Source organism: Actinomycetota bacterium, from assembly GCA_014360645.1.
GTDB lineage: Bacteria > Actinomycetota > Geothermincolia > Geothermincolales > RBG-13-55-18 > Solincola_B.
The window spans coordinates 70520-88524 of the sequence record JACIXD010000003.1 but is presented as its reverse complement, the minus strand read 5'-3'; the positions used below and the strand labels follow the sequence as shown (position 1 = coordinate 88524).

Annotated in this window: 15 protein-coding genes and 2 tRNA genes; 1 reads left to right on the top strand and 16 read right to left on the bottom strand. The window is 66.8% G+C overall.

The annotated features are described in order from the left end of the window. The first annotated feature begins 36 nt into the window (after positions 1–36). The gene (locus H5T74_03400; GenBank protein MBC7229423.1) at positions 37–474 is read left to right on the top strand and encodes an SRPBCC family protein; all 438 of its coding nucleotides are present in this window, start codon (positions 37–39) and stop codon (positions 472–474) included. 90 nt (positions 475–564) lie between these two features. Here the strand turns inward: H5T74_03400 and H5T74_03395 are convergent. The 16 genes from H5T74_03395 to ilvC form a co-directional block, all read right to left on the bottom strand. Beyond that, positions 565–642: transfer RNA gene (locus H5T74_03395), tRNA-Glu, on the bottom strand. Between the two features lie 20 nt (positions 643–662). Beyond that, positions 663–736, bottom strand: a tRNA-Gln gene (locus H5T74_03390). Positions 737–882: 146 nt separating this feature from the next. Further along, complete coding sequence (locus tag H5T74_03385; protein MBC7229422.1) at positions 883–1896, bottom strand: YhdH/YhfP family quinone oxidoreductase; 1014 nt, start codon at positions 1894–1896, stop codon at positions 883–885. Positions 1897–2038: 142 nt separating this feature from the next. Further along, positions 2039–2800, bottom strand: coding sequence for an MBL fold metallo-hydrolase (locus tag H5T74_03380; GenBank protein MBC7229421.1), 762 nt, complete (start codon positions 2798–2800; stop codon positions 2039–2041). A 6-nt stretch (positions 2801–2806) separates the two neighbouring features. After that, a complete protein-coding gene (locus tag H5T74_03375; GenBank protein ID MBC7229420.1) occupies positions 2807–4252 on the bottom strand; it encodes a glutamate--tRNA ligase in 1446 nt (481 codons plus the stop codon). 268 nt (positions 4253–4520) lie between these two features. Next, a complete protein-coding gene (locus H5T74_03370; GenBank protein MBC7229419.1) occupies positions 4521–5417 on the bottom strand; it encodes a hypothetical protein in 897 nt (298 codons plus the stop codon). Between the two features lie 66 nt (positions 5418–5483). Further along, the gene (locus H5T74_03365) at positions 5484–6245 is read right to left on the bottom strand and encodes a fumarylacetoacetate hydrolase family protein (protein ID MBC7229418.1); all 762 of its coding nucleotides are present in this window, start codon (positions 6243–6245) and stop codon (positions 5484–5486) included. Positions 6246–6332: 87 nt separating this feature from the next. Further along, entirely contained in the window at positions 6333–7913 is a 1581-nt protein-coding gene (locus tag H5T74_03360; protein MBC7229417.1) for a citramalate synthase, read from the bottom strand. Positions 7914–8166: 253 nt separating this feature from the next. Then, positions 8167–9084 (bottom strand): branched-chain amino acid transaminase, encoded by a 918-nt coding sequence (locus tag H5T74_03355; protein MBC7229416.1) that lies wholly within the window; start codon positions 9082–9084, stop codon positions 8167–8169. A gap of 38 nt (positions 9085–9122) precedes the next feature. Further along, positions 9123–10187, bottom strand: a complete 1065-nt coding sequence (locus H5T74_03350) for a 3-isopropylmalate dehydrogenase (GenBank protein ID MBC7229415.1) — start codon at positions 10185–10187, stop codon at positions 9123–9125. A gap of 84 nt (positions 10188–10271) precedes the next feature. Next, positions 10272–10787 carry a 3-isopropylmalate dehydratase small subunit gene (locus tag H5T74_03345; GenBank protein ID MBC7229414.1) on the bottom strand — a complete coding sequence of 172 codons (516 nt, stop codon included), beginning with the start codon at positions 10785–10787 and terminating at the stop codon, positions 10272–10274. After that, positions 10784–12052, bottom strand: a complete 1269-nt coding sequence (leuC, locus tag H5T74_03340) for a 3-isopropylmalate dehydratase large subunit (protein MBC7229413.1) — start codon at positions 12050–12052, stop codon at positions 10784–10786. The genes H5T74_03345 and leuC overlap by 4 nt, the downstream gene beginning before the upstream one ends. 22 nt (positions 12053–12074) lie before the next feature. Then, complete coding sequence (locus H5T74_03335) at positions 12075–13703, bottom strand: 2-isopropylmalate synthase (protein MBC7229412.1); 1629 nt, start codon at positions 13701–13703, stop codon at positions 12075–12077. Positions 13704–13725: 22 nt separating this feature from the next. Beyond that, complete coding sequence (locus tag H5T74_03330) at positions 13726–15309, bottom strand: phosphoglycerate dehydrogenase (protein ID MBC7229411.1); 1584 nt, start codon at positions 15307–15309, stop codon at positions 13726–13728. A gap of 71 nt (positions 15310–15380) precedes the next feature. Next, the gene (locus tag H5T74_03325; GenBank protein MBC7229410.1) at positions 15381–16541 is read right to left on the bottom strand and encodes an alanine--glyoxylate aminotransferase family protein; all 1161 of its coding nucleotides are present in this window, start codon (positions 16539–16541) and stop codon (positions 15381–15383) included. 253 nt (positions 16542–16794) lie between these two features. After that, positions 16795–17784 carry a ketol-acid reductoisomerase gene (ilvC, locus tag H5T74_03320; protein MBC7229409.1) on the bottom strand — a complete coding sequence of 330 codons (990 nt, stop codon included), beginning with the start codon at positions 17782–17784 and terminating at the stop codon, positions 16795–16797. Positions 17785–18005 lie beyond the last annotated feature (221 nt).

The following is an 18005-nucleotide window of genomic DNA, read 5'->3' as shown; positions in this document are numbered from 1 at the left end:
AGGTGATCCGGGGGTGTCGAGAGGAGGGATATCGCCATGAAGACAGTGGAGGCAAGCGTCCATGCCCAAGCTCCGATCGATCGCGTATTCGATCTCATGATCGATACCGAAGGCTGCCCGGCATGGTTGAAGGGTGCGAGCAGGGCGAGACTGCTCGAGGAGGGGAGCGCTGCTAGATACGGGGTAGGCGCGGTCAGGAGCATCCGCCTATCCGGCATCACCTTCGTCGAGGAGATCGTGAAATACGATCCGCCTCACTCATTCGAATACAAGGTCAAGAAAAGCACCCTGCCGATGAAGCACGAGCTGGGCCGCATGGAATTCACTCGCAGCGGGGAGGGCACGGACGTCCGCTGGATAAGCCGCGCCAGGGGCAAGCACATCGGGCGCCTGCTTGAACCCGTAGTGGGCCGCGCGATGACCAAGAGCCACCAGGATATCCTGGAACAGGCGAAAGCGGCGCTTGAGTCTTGAAAATCGCTCTTCCTAAAAGGCGAAGCTCGCGAGCCTCACGCAACTGATCGTCCACACCAATGAAAAGGCCCCTTGCGGGGCCTTTGAACCTGGTAGCGCATGCGGGATTCGAACCCGCGATCTCCGCCTTGAGAGGGCGGCGTCCTAGGCCAACTAGACTAATGCGCCACGCATTCGATATTCAGTTTTGGCTGGGGGAGAAGGATTCGAACCCTCACAACGAGATCCAGAGTCTCGCGTCCTACCGTTAGACGATCCCCCAGGGACTGTCCTCGGCTATGATAGCATAAGGCTTTTTTCGGCTCAATGGCTTACGGCGTCCCGTCAGCACACATCGAAGCGGTGAGCACAGATCCTCCATAAGCGCACTTTATGGACCCGCAGGCAGCGAGGAACGCGCCCGACCCTTCAGAGCCTGACCAGGGTGCGGCCCTTGGAGCGCTTGTCCAGGAGCAGCCTTATCCTCTCCTCCACCCCGTCCAGGGTGACCTCGGTGGTCATCTCCTCGAGGTTGTCGAGCTTCCACTCCCCCGCCAGCTTCTCCCACACCTTGAGGCGCGGCTCCATGGGGCATTCCACCGAGTCCACGCCCAAAAGGCTCACGCCGCGTAGGATGAAGGGATAGACGTTGAGGTCCAGCTCGTGTCCGGCGGCGTTGCCGCAGGTGGTCACCACCCCGCCGTAGGCGGTGGACTTGACCACCGTGGCCAGGATGTTGCCGCCCACGGTGTCCACGGCGTTGGGCCAGATGCCCTTGAGCAGGAGCTTGCCCGAGGTGTCGTCCACCTCAGAGGCGGGTATGACGCGGGAAGCGCCCAGGGCCTTGAGCCTGGCCTCGTACTCGGAGAGCTCCGCCTCGTCCATGATACCGGCGGCCGCTGTCACCTGGAACCCGATCTTGGCCAGGATGCGCATGGCGAGGGAGCCCACGCCCCCCGTGGCCCCGGTGACCAGCACCTCTCCGGCATCGGGCGTTACCCCGGCCTCGGTCAGCTTGAGCACGGAGAGGGCGGCGGTGAACCCGGCGGTACCGTAGATCATGGACTCGCGCAGGGTGAGTCCCGCCGGCAGCCTCACCACCCAGTCCGCGGGCACGCGGATGTACTCCGCCAACCCGCCGGAGGTGTTCATGCCCAGGTCGTACCCCGTGACCAGCACCTCCTCACCGGGGGAGAAACGCCCGCTGGCGTCCTCCTCCACCGTGCCCGCTGCGTCGATGCCGGGGGTGTGGGGGTAGTTCCGGGTGACGCCGCGGTTGCCGCTGGCGGAGAGGGCGTCCTTGTAATTGACGGAGCTGTAGCGGACCCGGATCACCACGTCGCCGGGCGGCAGGTCCTCGATGTTCCTGGTCTCTATGGCGCGGGTGAAGGACTTGTCCTCCCCTTCACGTACCACCAGGGCCTTGAAAGACTTGTTCTCCATCTCACCCCTCCGTGTCCGTTCCCGTTCCGGCTATCAAACATTATGTATGAGCGTACCGGCACCGTCAAAGAACCCGGGACCTGGATGACGGCGGCAGCACCGCATGACCCCCGAGGGGCGATGCGGAGGGGAAGCCGTGCGCTCAGATCTCCATGAGGCGGTTGAGCTCCGGCTCGCGCACCTCCACCTTAAGGCCCATGCGCCGCAGCCCCTCCCGGAAGGGACCCAGGTCCACGTGGCGGCTGAGGGGCGGGTAGAAGTCGTCGTGGTGATGGGGGACGACCACGCGGGGCCTTACCCTGCGCACCAGCTCCGCCGCCACCTCGCAGATATCCGTCCTTCCCTGTACCGGCACCAGGAACACGTCCACCTCCGCCTCCAGGTCCCAGGGCATGCAGGCGCTTCCCAGGTGGAAGAGGCGTTTTCCCTCCGCCACCAGGTACCAGCCCAGGACCTGGCCGCAGGGGTACTGCGAGGGGCCCAGGCGCGCCAGCTCCGCGAGGCGGGGAGTGCACTTCCATAAAGTGGTAAGCATCAGGCGGGCGTCGAAGGTCACGTGCTGCGCCGGCACCGCCGTAAAGCGAAAGGGCCCCACCTCGTCGCTCTCCCCGCCCCAGCGCGGGCGCATCCTGCTCCAGGGCACGCCCCTCGCGGCCAGGGACTGGCAGACCGTGGGGGAGGCGTACACCTCCGCCCCGCTCACCTCCACCAGCTCGGCCACGTCGTAGGCGTGGTCGAAATGCCCGTGAGAGATGAGCGCCGCCCTGGCGTGGGGGAAGTCGCCTGCCCGCAGTGCCTGGCGCGGGCGCGCCTCGGGGTTGCGGGTGAAATAGGGGTCGATGAGCAGGGAGACATCGCCGCTCGTGACCTCGAACCCCGCCGTTCCCAGCCAGCGCAGCCACACGTTCCCCTACTCCTCTCCTACCCCGTCCAGGGCCCTGGCGATGCGACGCAGGCATGTCTCCCTCCCCAGGATCTCCATGGACTCGAAAAGAGGCGGGCTGACCTTGCTCCCGCTGATGGCGGCGCGCACCGGCTGGAAGGCCTTGCGGGCCTTCAGGCCCATCTCCTCCGCCATGGCGCGCAGGGTCGCCTCCAGGGAGGAGGCGTCGAAGCTCTCCAGCTCCAGGAGCCTCCTGCCCGTCTCCCTCAGGATGGCCCGGTTCTCCTCTCCCCTGAGCAGCTCGCGCGCGTCCTCCTCCACCTCCACCTCCCGGAAGAAGAACGCAACCAGCGGCAGCGCGTCGGCGAGCACCTTGATGCGCTCGCGCACCAGGGGCGCGATGCGCCGCATCCTCTCCAGGGTTACGGGGTCGTTCTCCTCCGCCAGTCCCGCCCGGGCTAGGAAGGGCATGAGGGCCCGCGCCAGCTCTTCATCCTCCATGGCCATGACGTACTGGGAGTTCATCCACAGGAGCTTCTCGTCGTCCCATACCGCGGGCTTGGAGCTCACCCGCTCCAGGCTGAAACCGGCGATGATCGTCTCCCGGTCCATGAGGGTGGTGGAGTCGTCCAGAGACCATCCCAGCAGGGCGAGGAAGTTCACCATGGCCTCGGGCAGGAATCCCCTTTCCTGGAAACTACCCACCGCCACGTCCCCGTGACGCTTGGAGAGGGGCTTTCCGTCCCTACCCACGATCATGGGCAGGTGGGCGAAGGCCGGCTCCTCCGCCTCCAGGGCACGGTAGAGTAGGATCTGCTTGGGAGTGTTGGAGAGATGGTCGTCTCCGCGCACCACGTGGGTGATGCGCATGTCCAGATCATCGACCACCACCGCCAGGTTGTAGGTGGGGGAGCCGTCGTTGCGCAGGAGCACGAAGTCCTCTATCTCCCGGTTGCGGAAACGGATCTCGCCCCGGATGAGGTCCCGGACCACCGTCTCCCCCTCCGGGACCGCGAAACGCAGCGCGAAGGGCTTGCCGTCCCTGGCCATCTCCTGGGACTCCTCCGCGGGGATGGAACGGCAGCGCCGGTCGTACATGGGGCTCCTGCCCTCCCTGACCGCCGCCTCTCGCCGCTCCGCCAGCTCGTCGGGCAGGCAGAAGCAGCGGTATGCGGCGCCCCTCTTGAGGAGCTCCTCGGCCGCTCGGCGGTAGAGGTTCACGCGGCCCGTCTGACGGTAAGGCCAGTGCTCCCCTCCCACCTCGGGACCCTCGTCCCAGTCCAGTCCGAGCCAGCGCAGATCCCGCACGATGGCCTCGATGGCCTCCTCGGTGGAGCGCGTGAGGTCGGTATCTTCTATGCGCAGGATGAAGGAGCCCCCGGAGCGGCGTGCCAGCAGCCAGTTGAAGAGCGCGGTGCGCGCTCCTCCCACGTGGAGGTATCCCGTCGGGCTGGGTGCGAAACGCAGGCGCAAGGCGGGGCTCCTCTCTTCCCTGTTCTCCTTCTTCGCCGGACCTATGATAGCACAGCCCGAGCCGACGTACGGCCTCGCATCGGTCGCGGCATCGCGCCGCGAAAGCCCAGGGCGGACGGCTGCGTCGGCTCCGGCGTCCAGTGCGTGTGAGGCCGTGGCGGGCGACCCGCGGATGCCCCGAGAAAAGGGGTGGCACGGCCTGCCGATGCGGCCCCGGGGCACGGCAGGCCCGTGGTGCGGCGTCTCCCGCGGGGAGGCACGAACGCCGTCACCGGCGAGTGGGCGGGTTGTCGCCGGTCTCCTCCAGCCGGATGTAGGTCAATGTCCACAGGGACGACCGGTAACACTGCACTGCCGTCTGGCCCCCCACCAGGAAGGCCGCCAGCACGGCGTAAGCCGCGCCGTGGACCAGCCACCGCAGGGGGGCGGCACGCAGGAGGCCGGACGCCATTCCCGCCCCCCAGGGGACCAGGGCTGAGAGGGGCCAGGCGAGGACCAGGAAGGCGAGGTCCGCCGCCAGGACCTGCAGCCAGGCCGCAAGACAGCGCACGGCGTGGCGGCGCAGGAGGCTCCATCCCCTCCGCCAGGCCTCCCGCATCCCCTGCCGCTCCAGGAGAGCGCCGCGCGCGGCCAGAGCGGCGGTGACTCCGACGAGGAAATCCGCGGCCGCGAGGAGGGCGAACCAGGCCGCGAACAAGGCCACGTAGAGGAGAAGGTGGTCGAGGCGGGGATCCCAGCGGTTCCAGAGGGCGAGGAGCGGCACCGGCAGGTAGATGAGGAGGGCGCGCAGGGCGTCGCGGGGGAGAAGGGCGGCCGCGAGGTGGATATATCTCCCGCGGGAGGCGGAGAAGGCCTCCGTGAACCAGGGCATCTCCGACCGCACACCCTGGGCCACCTGGCGTATCAGGACCATCTCCCCCAGGTAGCCCGTCGCCTTTAAGACGACGAACGCGGCCAGGGCGACGGCCAGGAAGACGGCGAGTGAACCGGCGTCCCCCAGCCGTCCCGCAAAAGCGCCCTTCCACCTCTCGCCCAGGTACTCCGGCCCCCAGCCGTAGATCACCCACCAGGCTTCGGAGAGGGTGAGGGCGGCCAGCAGGCCCGCCGCCCACAGCCGCCTCTCCCCCAGCGCATAACGCAGGGCCTGCCTGTAATCCGGCTCCATGTCCTCCCCTTCCTCGCCTGCCCCGAAGGCAGCCCACGGACAGCGATGCCGTGGGAACCACGTGCATCATCCCGTCGCCACCACGGTGTTGCGCAGGGGGTCGAGGCCTTCTATGACCACCTCCACGCGATCCCCCGGGAACATCTCCCCTACCCCGGAGGGGGTGCCGGTCATGATCACGTCGCCGGGATAGAGGGTCATGATGCGGGAGGTGAAGCTGAGGAGGTCCGCCGGGCCGAAGGCCATGTTGGCGGTGGTGGAGGACTGGCGCGTCTCGCCGTTGAGGCGGAGCTCTATCCTCAGGTCGGAGGGGTCCAGGTCCGTCTCGATGAAGGGCCCCAGAGGGCAGAAGGTGTCGAAGCTCTTGGCGCGCGTCCACTGCCCGTCCTTGGCCTGTAGGTCCCGCGCGGTGACGTCGTTGCCGCAGGTGTAGCCGAGGATGCAGGAAGGTGCCTCTCGCGGGGATACGTCGCGGCATTCCCTGCCGCAGACCAGCGCCAGCTCCGCCTCGTAATCCACCCGCCTGCTCATCTCCGGATAGACGATCTCACCCCCATGAGCCAGCAGGGAGGAAGGCGGCTTCATGAAGAGCACGGGCTCCTCGGGCATCTCCAGCCCGAACTCCTCCGCGTGGTCGCGGTAGTTGAGGCCCACGGCGATGATCTTCTGGGGAAACACCGGCGTCAGCAGCTCCACCTCCTCCAGCCCGTAGCTCCGCCCCTGCCGCTTGAGGTCAAGGAAGGGGGTGCGCTCCAGCTCGTGCAGCATTCCGTCCTCGAGCACGCCGAAAAAGATGTGGCCTCTGTACCTGTACCTCGCCAGCTTCATGCCGCTTTCTCTCCTCCGGATCGCTTTTTCCGCCCGCCCCGCCAGGCGCGGGCGGGCGCCGGAACCTCGGCCCCTCTCGCCCGGGCCTCATTCCGGCTGGGCCTTCTTGTGCAGGAGGCCATACTCGATGGAGTCCACCAAGGCCTGCCAGGAGGCCTCGATGATGTTCTCGGAGACCCCTATGGTTCCCCAGGTCTTCTCCCCGTCGCCGCTCTCGATGAGCACCCGCGTCACCGCCGCCGTGGCCTTCTCGGGGTTGAGGATGAGCACCTTGTAGTCCTCGAGGTCGATGGCGTCGAGCTCCGGGTAGGCGCGGCCGATGGCCAGGCGCAGCGCGTTGTCCAGGGCGTTCACGGGGCCGTTGCCCTCCCCGGTGGCGATGATGCGCTTTCCGCGCACGTGCACCTTGATGGTGGCCTCGGTGACCACCTTGCCGTCCTCCCTCTTCTCCATGATCACCCGGAAGCTCTCCAGGCGGAAGAAGACCCGGTGCAGGCCCAGGTGGCGCCGCAGGAGGAGCTCGAAGGATCCGTCGGCGGCCTCGAAGTGATAGCCGCGGTGTTCCATCTCCTTCACCAGGTCCAGGATCTCCTGCACCTTTTCCGGGCTCTGGGAGAGGTCGTAGCCCAGCTCCTTTCCCTTGATGATGATGGTGCTCTTCCCGGAGAGCTCCGAGACCTCGATATGCTGCCGGTTGCCCACCCACTCCGGGCGGATGTGCTCGTAGGTCTCCGGCTCGCGTACCACCGCGCTCACGTGCATGCCGCCCTTGTGGGCGAAGGCCTTCTGGCCCACGTAGGGCTGGTGGGAATCGGGCTTGATGTTCATGATCTCGCTCACGAAGTGGGAGAGTTCCGTGAGGCCCCTGAGCCTCTCGGCATCCACCGCCTCCCGCCCCATCTTCAACACCAGGGCGGGGATGATGGAGCAGAGGTTGGCGTTACCGCAGCGCTCCCCGTAGCCGTTGATGGTGCCCTGGACCATGGTGACGCCCTCCTCCACCGCCACCAGGCTGTTGGCCACCGCGCACTCCCCGTCGTTGTGGGTGTGCACCCCCAGGGGCACGGAGAGCTCCCGCCCCACCGCAGCGGTTATCTCCCTCACCTCCCAGGGCAGGGCGCCGCCGTTGGTGTCGCAGAGGCAGACCCAGTCAGCCCCCGCCTCCACCGCGGCCCTTACCGTCTTCATGGCGTATTCCGGGTTGTTCTTGTAGGCGTCGTAGAAGTGCTCCGCGTCGAAGATCACCTCGCGGCCGCGGCGCTTGAGGTAGTCCACGCTGTCGGCGATCATGTACAGGTTCTCCTCCAGCCGGGTGCGCAGGGCGGTGCGCACGTGCAGCTCCCAGCTCTTGCCCACGATGCACACCGCGGGGGTCTCCGCGCGCAGGAGCTCCTCCAGCCCGCGGTCCTTGTCGGTGCCGATCATCGCCTTGCGCGTGGAGCCGAAGGCCACCGGGACCGCGTTCCTCAAGTCCACCCCGGCCAGGCGGCGGAAGAATTCCTCGTCCTTGGGGTTGGAGGCCGGGTAGCCGCATTCCACGTAGTGGAAACCGAACTCGTCCAGCCGGCGCAGGATCTTGAGCTTGTCCTCCACGGAGAGGGAGACCCCCTCTCGCTGGGCGCCGTCCCTGAGGGTGGTGTCGTAAAGCCTTACGGCGCCGCCTTCCATCTCCGCATCCCGCCTGGCTGCGCCACCGTCATTCATACGCCGATCTCCGCCTTCCGTCTTTATTCTTCCCGGGCAACGCCCAGTTGCCCACCGTACCCCCGCGGAACCCCGCCGCCCGCCGCGCCATGCAGGGAGAACGCCCCGAAAAGGACGGCGGTATAGGTGCTCTCGTTCAGGTGCGGTACCGCCTCCGGGCCCTTACCGTGCGCCGTCCGCCTCGGAGGACGGAGGCCGCCCCCGGGCCGCCGGAGCCTCAGTCCACGTACTCGAGCCAGTGCTCGTAGGCCTTGTCGCCGCCCGACACCACCTCGAAGAACTTCTCCTGGATGCGCCGGGTGATGGGGCCGGGATCGCCTATCACGCGGTCGTCGATCTCCCTTATGGGCACCACCTCGGCGGCGGTGCCGGTGAAGAAGGCCTCGTCGGCGATGTAAAGGTCCGTGCGCACCAGGTCCTTCTCCCGGCAGGGGATGTCCATGTCCTCGGCGATGCGCATCACCGAGTCCCTGGTGATCCCCTCCAGGGCCCCCGCCGAGGTGGGGGGGGTGAAGACCACGCCGTTCCTCACCACGAAGACGTTCTCTCCCGCCCCGTCGGCCACGTGCCCGTGCATGTTGAGCAGGATGGCCTCGTCGTAGCCCGCCTCCACCACCTCCATCTTGGCCAGGATGGAGTTGAGGTACTGACCGGTGGCCTTGGCGGCGGTGGGGATGGAGTTGGCCTCGTTGCGCCGAAAGGAGGATACCTTGGCACGCACCCCGTGCTTTATCCCCTCCTCGCCCAGGTAGGCCCCCCAGGGCCATACCGCTATGGCCACGTTCACCGGCGCGCCCATGGGGTGCAATCCCATCTCCCCGTAGCCGCGGAAAGCTATGGGCCGGATATAGCAGCTCTTTAGGCCGTTGGCGCGGATGACCACCTTGGTCGCCTCCACCAGCTCCTCCAGGGTGAAGGGTATGGGCTTGCGGTAGATGGCCGCCGAGCGGAACAGCCGCTTCATGTGGTCGGTGAGGCGGAAGACCGCCGCCCCCCGCGGGGTCTCGTAGGCGCGTATGCCCTCGAAGACCCCGGAGCCGTAATGCAGGGAATGGGAGAGCAGGTGGATCTTGGCGTCCTTCCAGTCCACCAGCTCGCCGTCCATCCAGATCTTCTCTACTTCAGGTATGGGCATCGAAACTACCTCCGCTCCGCTTCTCCTCCCCCGCGGCTCTACTCATCCTGCTCCCTGATGTATTTTACGACAAGATCCCCCACTTCCGAAGTGGACTTCCCCATGCGTCCCGCGGACAGGGACTCCAGGTCGTGGGCACAGACGCGCATCACCGCCCTCTCCACCATCCCCGCCGCCTCGCGCTCCCCCAGGTGGTCGAGCATCATCTGCACGGCGCAGATGGCCGCCAGGGGGTTGATGACGTTCTTCCCCGTGTACTTGGGCGCCGATCCCCCGATGGGCTCGAACATGGAGGTCCCCTCGGGGTTAATGTTCCCTCCCGCGGCTATGCCCATGCCCCCCTGGATCATGGCTCCCAGGTCGGTGATGATGTCCCCGAACATGTTGTCCGTCACCACCACGTCGAACCACTCCGGGTTTTTCACGAACCACATGCAGATGGCGTCCACGTGGGCGTAGTCGGTGGCGATGTCGGGGTAGTCCGCCGCCAGCTCGTTGAAGGCCCTTTCCCAGAGGTCCCAGGCATAGGTGAGCACGTTGGTCTTGCCGCAAAGGGTGAGCTTGCGTCCCCTGTTCCTGCGCCGGCAGTACTCGAAGGCGAAGCGCAGGCAGCGCTCCACGCCCTTGCGGGTGTTCACGCTCTCCTGCACCGCCACCTCGTCCGGGGTCCCCTTGCGGAGGAAGCCGCCGGTGCCGGCGTAAAGCCCCTCGGTGTTCTCCCTCACCACCACGAAGTCGATGTCCTCGGGCCCTTTGTCTTTGAGGGGACAGTCCACGCCGGGATAGAGCTTGACCGGCCGCAGGTTGATGTACTGGTCGAGGGCGAAACGGATGCGCAGCAGTATGCCCTGCTCCAGCACCCCCGGCCTCACGTCGGGATGCCCGATGGCCCCGAGCAGGATGGCGTCGTAGGCCTTCAGGCCCTCCAGCTCCTCGTCGGTGAGCACCACCCCCGTCGCGAGGTAGCGATCGCCTCCGTAGTCGAAGGTGTCGGCCTGGAAATCGAACCCCGCGCAGCCGGCGGCGGCCTCCAGGGCCTTCACCGCCTCGCGCGTGACCTCGGGACCGGTGCCGTCCCCGGGAATCACCGCTATCCTGTACATCTCTCTCCCCTCTTGCGGCCTCCGGCCCGGATCGATCTCACGTGCGGACCGCGGAGCCGCGCTCTCCTCGTCTCCCGTCTTCCCCTACCGGCCCTCACCCCGCCCCAGGCGGTTTCTCACGTATCCCACCAGGCCGCCGAGGGCGATGATCTCCCGCATGAAGTCGGGAAAGGGCTGTGCTCGGTAAGACTTTCCGGTGCTCAGGTTCTCTATGGTGCCCTTCTCCAGGTCCACCCGTAGGCGGTCGCCGGTCTTGGTGCCCTCCACCGCCTCGGGGCACTCGAGGATGGGCAGGCCCACGTTGATGGCGTTACGGTAGAAGATGCGCGCGAAGGAGGAGGCGATGACGCAGGACACCCCGCACCCCTTGATGGCCAGCGGCGCGTGCTCCCGCGATGAGCCCGAGCCGAAGTTCTCCTCCGCCACGATGATGTCCCCTCTCTCGACCTTCGCGGCGAAGTCCGGGTCCAGGTCCTCCAGGCAGTGCGCTCCCAGCTCGCGCTCGTCGGTGGCCGTGAGGTAGCGGGCGGGGATGATGACGTCGGTGTCCACGTCACGCCCGTAGCGCCAGGCCTTTCCCTCCAGCACCGCCACGCTCATCTTCCCGCCACCTCCCCGGGATCGGTTATCCTCCCCGTCACCGCCGAGGCCGCGGCCACCGCGGGGCCGGCCAGGTATACCTCACCCTCCTTGTGACCCATGCGGCCCACGAAGTTGCGGTTGGTGGTGGACACCGCCCTCTCTCCCGCCGCGATCACCCCCATGTGTCCGCCGAGGCACGGCCCGCAGGTGGGGGTGCTCACCACCGCGCCCGCGGCCAGGAAGATGTCCATCCACCCCCTGCGGATCATCTCCCGCTTGATGCGGGGGGTGCCGGGGAAGATGATGCAACGCACGTGGGGATGCACCTCCCTGCCCTCCAGTATCCTCGCCGCCGTCTCCATGTCCTCCAGCCAGCCGTTGGTGCAGGATCCGATGACCACCTGGTCCACCGCGATCTCCCCCACCTCGGACACCGGCTTCACGTTGGAGGGGAGGTGCGGCAGCGCCACCTGGGGCTCCAGGCCGCTCACGTCGAAGCGGATCCTCTCCGCGTAGGAGGCGTCGGGGTCGCTCTGGAAGACCATGTACTCCCGCCGCGCTCTGCGCTCCAGCCAGGCCCGGGTCTTGGCGTCCACGTGGAAGATGCCGTTCTTGGCCCCCGCCTCCACCGCCATGTTGGCCATGGTCAGCCTGCCCTCCACGGAGAGGGCGTCTACGGCGGGGCCGCGGAACTCCATGGCGCGGTAGCGCGCCCCGTCCACCCCGATGGCGCCTATGGTATGCAGGATGAGGTCCTTCCCGCACACCCAGGGCTTGAGCTCCCCTTCGTATTCCAGCAGCATGCTCTCGGGGACGCGCAGCCAGACCTCCCCCAGGGCCATGGCCATGGCCAGGTCCGTGGACCCCATGCCCGTGGAAAATGCTCCCAGGGCCCCGTAGGTGCAGGTATGGGAGTCGGCTCCCACCACCAGGTCGCCCGGCAGCACCAGGCCCTCCTCGGGAAGGAGGACGTGCTCGATGCCCACCCTGCCCACCTCGTAGTAGTTCTCCAGCCCCTGCCGGCGTGCGAACTCGCGCATCATGGCGCAGTTCTCCGCCGCCGCGATGTCGCGGGCGGGAGCGAAGTGGTCGGGGACCAGCACCACCCGCGCGGGGTCGAACACCCGCTCCGCGCCCATCTCACGGAAGGCCTGGATGGCCAGGGGAGCGGTGATGTCGTTGGCCAGCGCCAGGTCGACGCGGGCGTTGATGAGCTCTCCCGGCCGTACCTCGTCGCGTCCGCAGTGGGACGCGAGTATCTTCTCGGTGATGGTCATTCCCATGGGATCTCACCCTGCGGCAGGATCAGGCCTTGCCGGACTTCGCGGCCTTTTTGGCGGCCTTTTTCGCGGCCGCCTGCTTGGCCGGGGTCTTTTTCGCCGCGCCCGAGGACCTCGCCTTGAGGGCGAGCTTCTTCTTCTCCAGCAGGCCCTTCTGTACCGCGCGGTTGATGGCGTTGATGTAGGCGCGGGCGCTGGCCTCGATGATGTCCGGGCTCACCCCCCGCCCCACCACCTCGTGTCCCTCCACGTCCAGCTTGATGGTCACGTCGCCCATGGCGTCCAGGCCCTTGGTTATGGCCTGAACCTGGTAGGCCTTGAGCTTGGCCTTCACCTTGGTGGCCTTGAGGATGGCCTTGCACACCGCGTCCACCTGCCCGTCGCCGGTGGAGGTGGCCTCGTAGCTCTTCCCCTCGCGGGAGAGCTTCACCGCGGCTATGGGGATGGCGCCCGTGCCCGAGGAGGACTGCATGTAGTCTAGCTGGAAGAGCTCCTCCAAGGTGCGGATCTCGTCCAGGGCGATGGCCTCGATGTCCTTTACCGAGATCTCCTTTTTCTTGCTCGCCAGTTCCTTGAAGCGTATGAAGGCGCGCTCCAAGCCCTTGTCGTCGAGGTAGAACCCCATCTCCTCCAGCTTGGCCTTGAGGGCATGCCGCCCGGAATGCTTCCCCAGGTAGATCTCCGACTCCACCAGCCCCACGTCCTCGGGGCTCATGATCTCGTAGGTCTGGCGGTGCTTGAGCACCCCGTCCTGGTGGATGCCCGACTCGTGGGCGAAGGCGTTCTCCCCCACCACCGCCTTGTTGGGCTGCACGTTGTAGCCGGTGAGCATGGACACCAGGCGCGAGGTCTGGTAGATCTCGCGCGTTTTCACGCCCGTGGTCATGTCCGTGGCGTCGCGGCGGGTGTTGATGATCATCACCACCTCCTCCAGGGAGGCGTTCCCGGCGCGCTCACCAAGGCCGTTCACGGCCACCTCGATCTGGCTCGCCCCCGCCTTGGCGGCGGCGATGGAGTTGGCCACCGCCAGGCCGAGGTCGTTGTGGCAGTGCACGCTCACGATCACGTCCTCGATGCCGGGCACGTTCTCCATGACCCCCCTGACCAGCTCCGCGAACTCGTCCGGCAGCGCATAGCCCACGGTATCCGGGATGTTGATCACCGTGGCCCCCGCCTTGATGGCCGCGGCGTAGACCTGGTGGAGGAAGGCGGGGTCGGAGCGCGTGGCGTCCATGGCCGAGAACTCCACGTTGTCCACGTACTTGCGAGCGTAGGCCACCGCCTCCCGCGCCATCTCCAGCACCTGCCGGGGCGTCTTCTTGAGCTGGTATTTCATGTGGTACTCGGAGGTGGAGAGGAAGGTGTGGATGAGGGGCCTCTCCGCGTACATCAGCGCCTCCCAGGCCCAGTCGATGTCGTTGCGGTCGGTGCGCGCGAGGGCGCAGATCACCGGTCCCTTGACCGTCTTGGCCACGGCCTTCACCGCCTCGAAATCGGAGGGGCTGGAGACGGGGAAGCCGGCCTCGATGACATCCACCTCCAGGCGGGCGAGCTGCTCCGCGATCTCCACCTTCTCCCTCTGGTTGAGGCTGATGCCCGGGGCCTGCTCGCCGTCCCGCAGCGTGGTGTCGAAAATATATATCCTCCTCGTCATCTCCGAGTCCTCCCCCGTACGCTCACCACAACACGATGAACCTGCCGTCCTTGACCCTCGGCACCGCCCGGATCTCCTCCATGACCTCGTCGGGTATGGGGATGTCCACGTTGATGCCCATCACCGCCTCTCCGCCTATCTTACGCCTTCCCACCTGCATGTGGGCGATGTTGATGCCGTGGTCCCCGAGGATGGTCCCGATCTTGCCGATCATCCCCGGGACATCATCATAGCGGAAAAAGGCCATGTACTGCGATGGCCCCAGGTCGATGTCGTATTCGTAGACGTGCACGAAGCGCTCGGCGTTGGAGAGGCCTACCAGGGTGCCACCCACGGCCACCTCCTCTCCGTCGCGCCGGCCCCGCACCATCACCAGGTTTACGTAATCCCTGGTCTGTTCGGACTTCGTCTCCCGTACCGCGATGCCGCGCTCCTTGGCGAAGAGGGGCGCGTTGATGTAGTTCACTGGCTCGAAGACGATCTTCTGGAAGAACCCCTTGAGCGCCGCCACCGTGAGCACGCCGGTCTCGTGCCCCGCCAGCCCGCCCAGGTACTCGAGCTCTATCTCGTCCACGTGCCCCTCCACCAGGTGGGTGAGGAGAAGGCCGAGCTTCTCCGCCAGGGGGAGGTAGAGGCGCACCGTCTCGTCCACCTCCGCGGGCACGGGCAGGTTTACCACGTTGGCCACGAACTCCCCCTTGAGGGCGGCGCTCACGAACTCGGCGATCATCACCCCCGCGCGGTCCTGCGCCTCCTGGGTGGAGGCCCCGATATGGGGCGTGGCGATGACCCTGGGGTGCTCGATGAGCGGGCATTCCGTGGCCGGCTCGTTCTCGAAGACGTCCAAGGCCGCCCCCGCCACCTTGCCGGAGTCGAGCGCCGCCAGCAGGGCGTCCTCGTCGATGATCCCGCCCCGGGCGACGTTGAGCACCCGCACCCCGTCCTTCATCTTCGCGAACTCCTCCTCTCCCAGGAGATGGTAGGTATCCTTGGTCTTGGGCAGGTGCACGCTGATGAAATCGGCCTGGGCGAGGAGTTCGTCCAGGGTGGACACCAGCTCCACCCCCAGCTTCCTCGCCTTTTCCTCCGAGATATAGGGGTCGAAGGCCGCCACGCGCATGCCGAAGGCCAGGCAGCGCTGGGCCACCAGGGTGCCGATGCGCCCCAGCCCCACGATCCCCATCACCTTGTGGTAGAGCTCCACGCCCTCGAACCTGGAGCGCTCCCAGCACTTACCGCGCAGGGAATTGACCGCCTCGGGGATGTTGCGGCACATGGCCATGAGCAGGGCCATGGTCTGCTCCGCGGCGGAGATGATGTTGCTCTGGGGGGCGTTGATGACCATGATCCCCTTCTTGGTCGCCGCCTCCACGTCGATGTTGTCCACGCCCACGCCGGCGCGGCCGATGACCTTCATGCGCTCCGCGGCCTGGATCAGCTCGGCGTCCACCCGGGTGGCGCTGCGCACGATGAGGGCCTCGTAGTCTCCGATGCGTCCGAGGAGCTCCTCGCGGGACATGTCCGGGAGGTAGTCCACCTCGAAGTCCTTCCTGAGCAGCTGCAGGCCGCTCTCCGCGATCTTCTCCTTCACCAGGACACGTGCCAACTCTCAGCCCTCCTTCCTCTCACCGTGCCTCCATCAACGCCTATGGACCGCCTCGGCGCACCATGCCGGGTTCAACTCCGCAGCGCCTCCGCGTAGGCCTTCTCCGCCGCCGCCAGCCCCGCCCCCAGCTCCAGGGGATGGCCCAGCTCCGCGAGGGTGAGCTCCAGGGCGGAGAGCGCTATGACCATGTCGAAGAAGTTATAGTATCCGACGTGGCCGATTCGGAAGATCTTTCCCTTCAGCCGGTCCTGCCCGCCGGCGATGATCACGCCGTGCACGCGGTTCATGTGCCTGACGATGTCCCCGCCGCCTATCCCCTCCGGCGCCTTCACCGCGGTGACCGCGTAGGCCCGGTCCAGCACCCTGGGGAAGAGCTCCAGCCCCATGGCCCTGACCGCCGCCCGGCAGCATTCCGCCAGCACGCGGTGGCGTTCCCAGGCCGCCTCCAAGCCCTCCGTCAGCAGCAGTTCCACCGCTTCGGACATGGCCTTCACCAGGCTGATGGCCGGGGTATAGGGCGTCTCCGGATTGTCCGAGTTGTATTTCTTCCGGGCCTTCTTGAAGCAGAAATAGTACGCCGGTGAGTCCGCGGCCTCGATGAGCTCCCACGCCTTGGGGCTCACCGCGGCGGCGGCCAGTCCCGGCGGGGTCATGAGGGCCTTCTGGGAACCGGTGACCAGCACGTCGATCCCCCAGTCGTCAGTGCGCAGCTCCAGGGCTCCCGCGCCGCTGATGGAATCGACCACCAGGATGGCGGGCTTCTCCCTGACCAGCTCCCCGATGGCGGCGACGTCGTTGACCACCCCGGTGGAGGTCTCGCTGTGGGTGACGAAAACGCCTTTGATGTCCGGCTTCTCCCTGAGGTAGCGGGCGATGACCTCGGGATCCGCCGCCTCGTCCCAGGGGTACTCATAGAGCTCCACCTGGAGCTTGTAGACCCTGGCGATCTCCGCGAAGCGCTGCCCGAACTTGCCTCCCGCGGCCACCAGGACGCGGTCGCCGGGGCTGAAGCAGTTGGAGACCGCTCCCTCCATGGCCCCCGTCCCTGAGGCCGCGAAGGTGAGCAGGTCGTTTTCCGTGAGCAGGACCCTCTTCAACCCCTCCACCATGCGCACGAAGAGCTCGGTGTAGGCGGGCGTGCGGTGGTGGATGATGGGCTCCGCCTGCGCCAGGCTCACCTGGTGGGGGATGGGCGTCGGCCCCGGGGTCATGAGGTATTCCTTGCGTATCATCTCCGTCCTCCTGTCATCTGCCTTTCCGCCTTCACCCGGTTTTCAGGGTAACCTACACCCACGGCGATCTTGCGATTGTTGCTGGCGCAAACACTCCCGGGGCGGAGCCCCTCCGAAGGAGCTTTCGCCCTGGAAAGGGTCATGTCCTCTAATAATAGCAGAATATCCCGCGCCGTTCATGCGAGGCGGGCGGTCTTTTTCCGCCCTGCCTCGAAGGGGGCACTGGCCTAAACGCCGGGATCCACCATGTCTATTATTTCAACCAGCTCATCATGGAGCGCAGATCCTTGCCCACGCGCTCGATGAGGTGCCCGGCGTCGCGTCGGCGCAGGGCATGATAGACCGGCCTCCCCGCCTGGTTCTCCAGGATCCACTCGCGGGCGAACTCGCCGCTCACGATCTCCTCCAGGATGCGCCGCATCTCCGCGCGCGTCTCCTCGGTGATGATCCGCCTGCCCCGCGTGAGGTCGCCGTATTCCGCCGTGTCGCTTATGGAATAGCGCATGTAGGAGATGCCGCCCTCGTAGATGAGGTCCACGATGAGCTTCAGCTCGTGCAGGCACTCGAAGTAGGCGATCTCCGGCTGGTATCCCGCCTCCACAAGGGTGTCGAAACCGGCGCGGATGAGCTCGGAGACCCCGCCGCAGAGCACGCACTGCTCCCCGAAGAGGTCGGTCTCCGTCTCCTCCTCGAAGGTGGTCCTTATCACCCCCGCGCGGGTGGCCCCCAGGCCCTTGGCGTATGCCAGTCCGATGTCCAGGGCGCGCCCGGTATAGTCCTGGTGCACCGCCACCAGGGAGGGAACGCCGCTCCCCTGCTCGTACATGCGGCGAACCATGTGTCCCGGACCCTTGGGAGCCACCATCACCACGTCGACGTCGCGAGGCGGGATGACCTGGTGGTAATGGATGTTGAAGCCGTGGGCGAAGAAAAGGGCGTTCCCCTCCTTCAGCCCCGGCTGGATGCTCTCCATGTAGATGCGGCGGTGGTCCTGGTCGGGGACGAGGATCATCACGATGTCGCCAGCCTCGGCCGCCTCGGCCACCCCCGCCACCTCCAGGCCGGCCTCCCGCGCCTTCTCCCGCGAGGGACTGTTCTCGCGCAAGCCCACCACCACGTCGACGCCGGAGTCCTTGAGGTTGAGGGCGTGGGCGTGCCCCTGGCTGCCGAAGCCGATGACCGCCACCTTTCTTCCCTCCAGGAGGGAAAGGTCGGCGTCCTTATCGTAATAGATCTCCGTCATCTCCAACCTCCTGTCGCCTGAGCTCGATGGCCTGTATCCCGTCCGCTTGTCCCGGCCGTGTGCGCCTCCTTCATGGGCGAATTCACGGCGGCGCCGGCATGTCCCGATGTACCCTCCTCTCGGCGGCCCCCTCCCGGCACGGAAGCGTGGGGCCCGTGCTGCCCACGACCACCGACCGTGCCTTTACACGCAAGTGATGCCCGAGCCTCGCGCCGGCGCCA

Bases quoted from the DNA above. Each gene is read 5' to 3' on its own strand.
- H5T74_03355 (MBC7229416.1), bottom strand. From the start codon at position 9,084: ATGCCCATACCTGAAGTAGAGAAGATCTGGATGGACGGCGAGCTGGTG.
- leuC (MBC7229413.1), bottom strand. From the start codon at position 12,052: ATGGGAATGACCATCACCGAGAAGATACTCGCGTCCCACTGCGGACGC.
- ilvC (MBC7229409.1), bottom strand. From the start codon at position 17,784: ATGACGGAGATCTATTACGATAAGGACGCCGACCTTTCCCTCCTGGAG.
- H5T74_03325 (MBC7229410.1), bottom strand. From the start codon at position 16,541: ATGATACGCAAGGAATACCTCATGACCCCGGGGCCGACGCCCATCCCC.
- H5T74_03370 (MBC7229419.1), bottom strand. From the start codon at position 5,417: ATGGAGCCGGATTACAGGCAGGCCCTGCGTTATGCGCTGGGGGAGAGG.
- H5T74_03360 (MBC7229417.1), bottom strand. From the start codon at position 7,913: ATGGAAGGCGGCGCCGTAAGGCTTTACGACACCACCCTCAGGGACGGC.
- H5T74_03365 (MBC7229418.1), bottom strand. From the start codon at position 6,245: ATGAAGCTGGCGAGGTACAGGTACAGAGGCCACATCTTTTTCGGCGTG.
- H5T74_03350 (MBC7229415.1), bottom strand. From the start codon at position 10,187: ATGTACAGGATAGCGGTGATTCCCGGGGACGGCACCGGTCCCGAGGTC.
- H5T74_03385 (MBC7229422.1), bottom strand. From the start codon at position 1,896: ATGGAGAACAAGTCTTTCAAGGCCCTGGTGGTACGTGAAGGGGAGGAC.
- H5T74_03335 (MBC7229412.1), bottom strand. From the start codon at position 13,703: ATGACGAGGAGGATATATATTTTCGACACCACGCTGCGGGACGGCGAG.
- H5T74_03400 (MBC7229423.1), top strand. From the start codon at position 37: ATGAAGACAGTGGAGGCAAGCGTCCATGCCCAAGCTCCGATCGATCGC.
- H5T74_03345 (MBC7229414.1), bottom strand. From the start codon at position 10,787: ATGAGCGTGGCGGTGCTGGAGGGAAAGGCCTGGCGCTACGGGCGTGAC.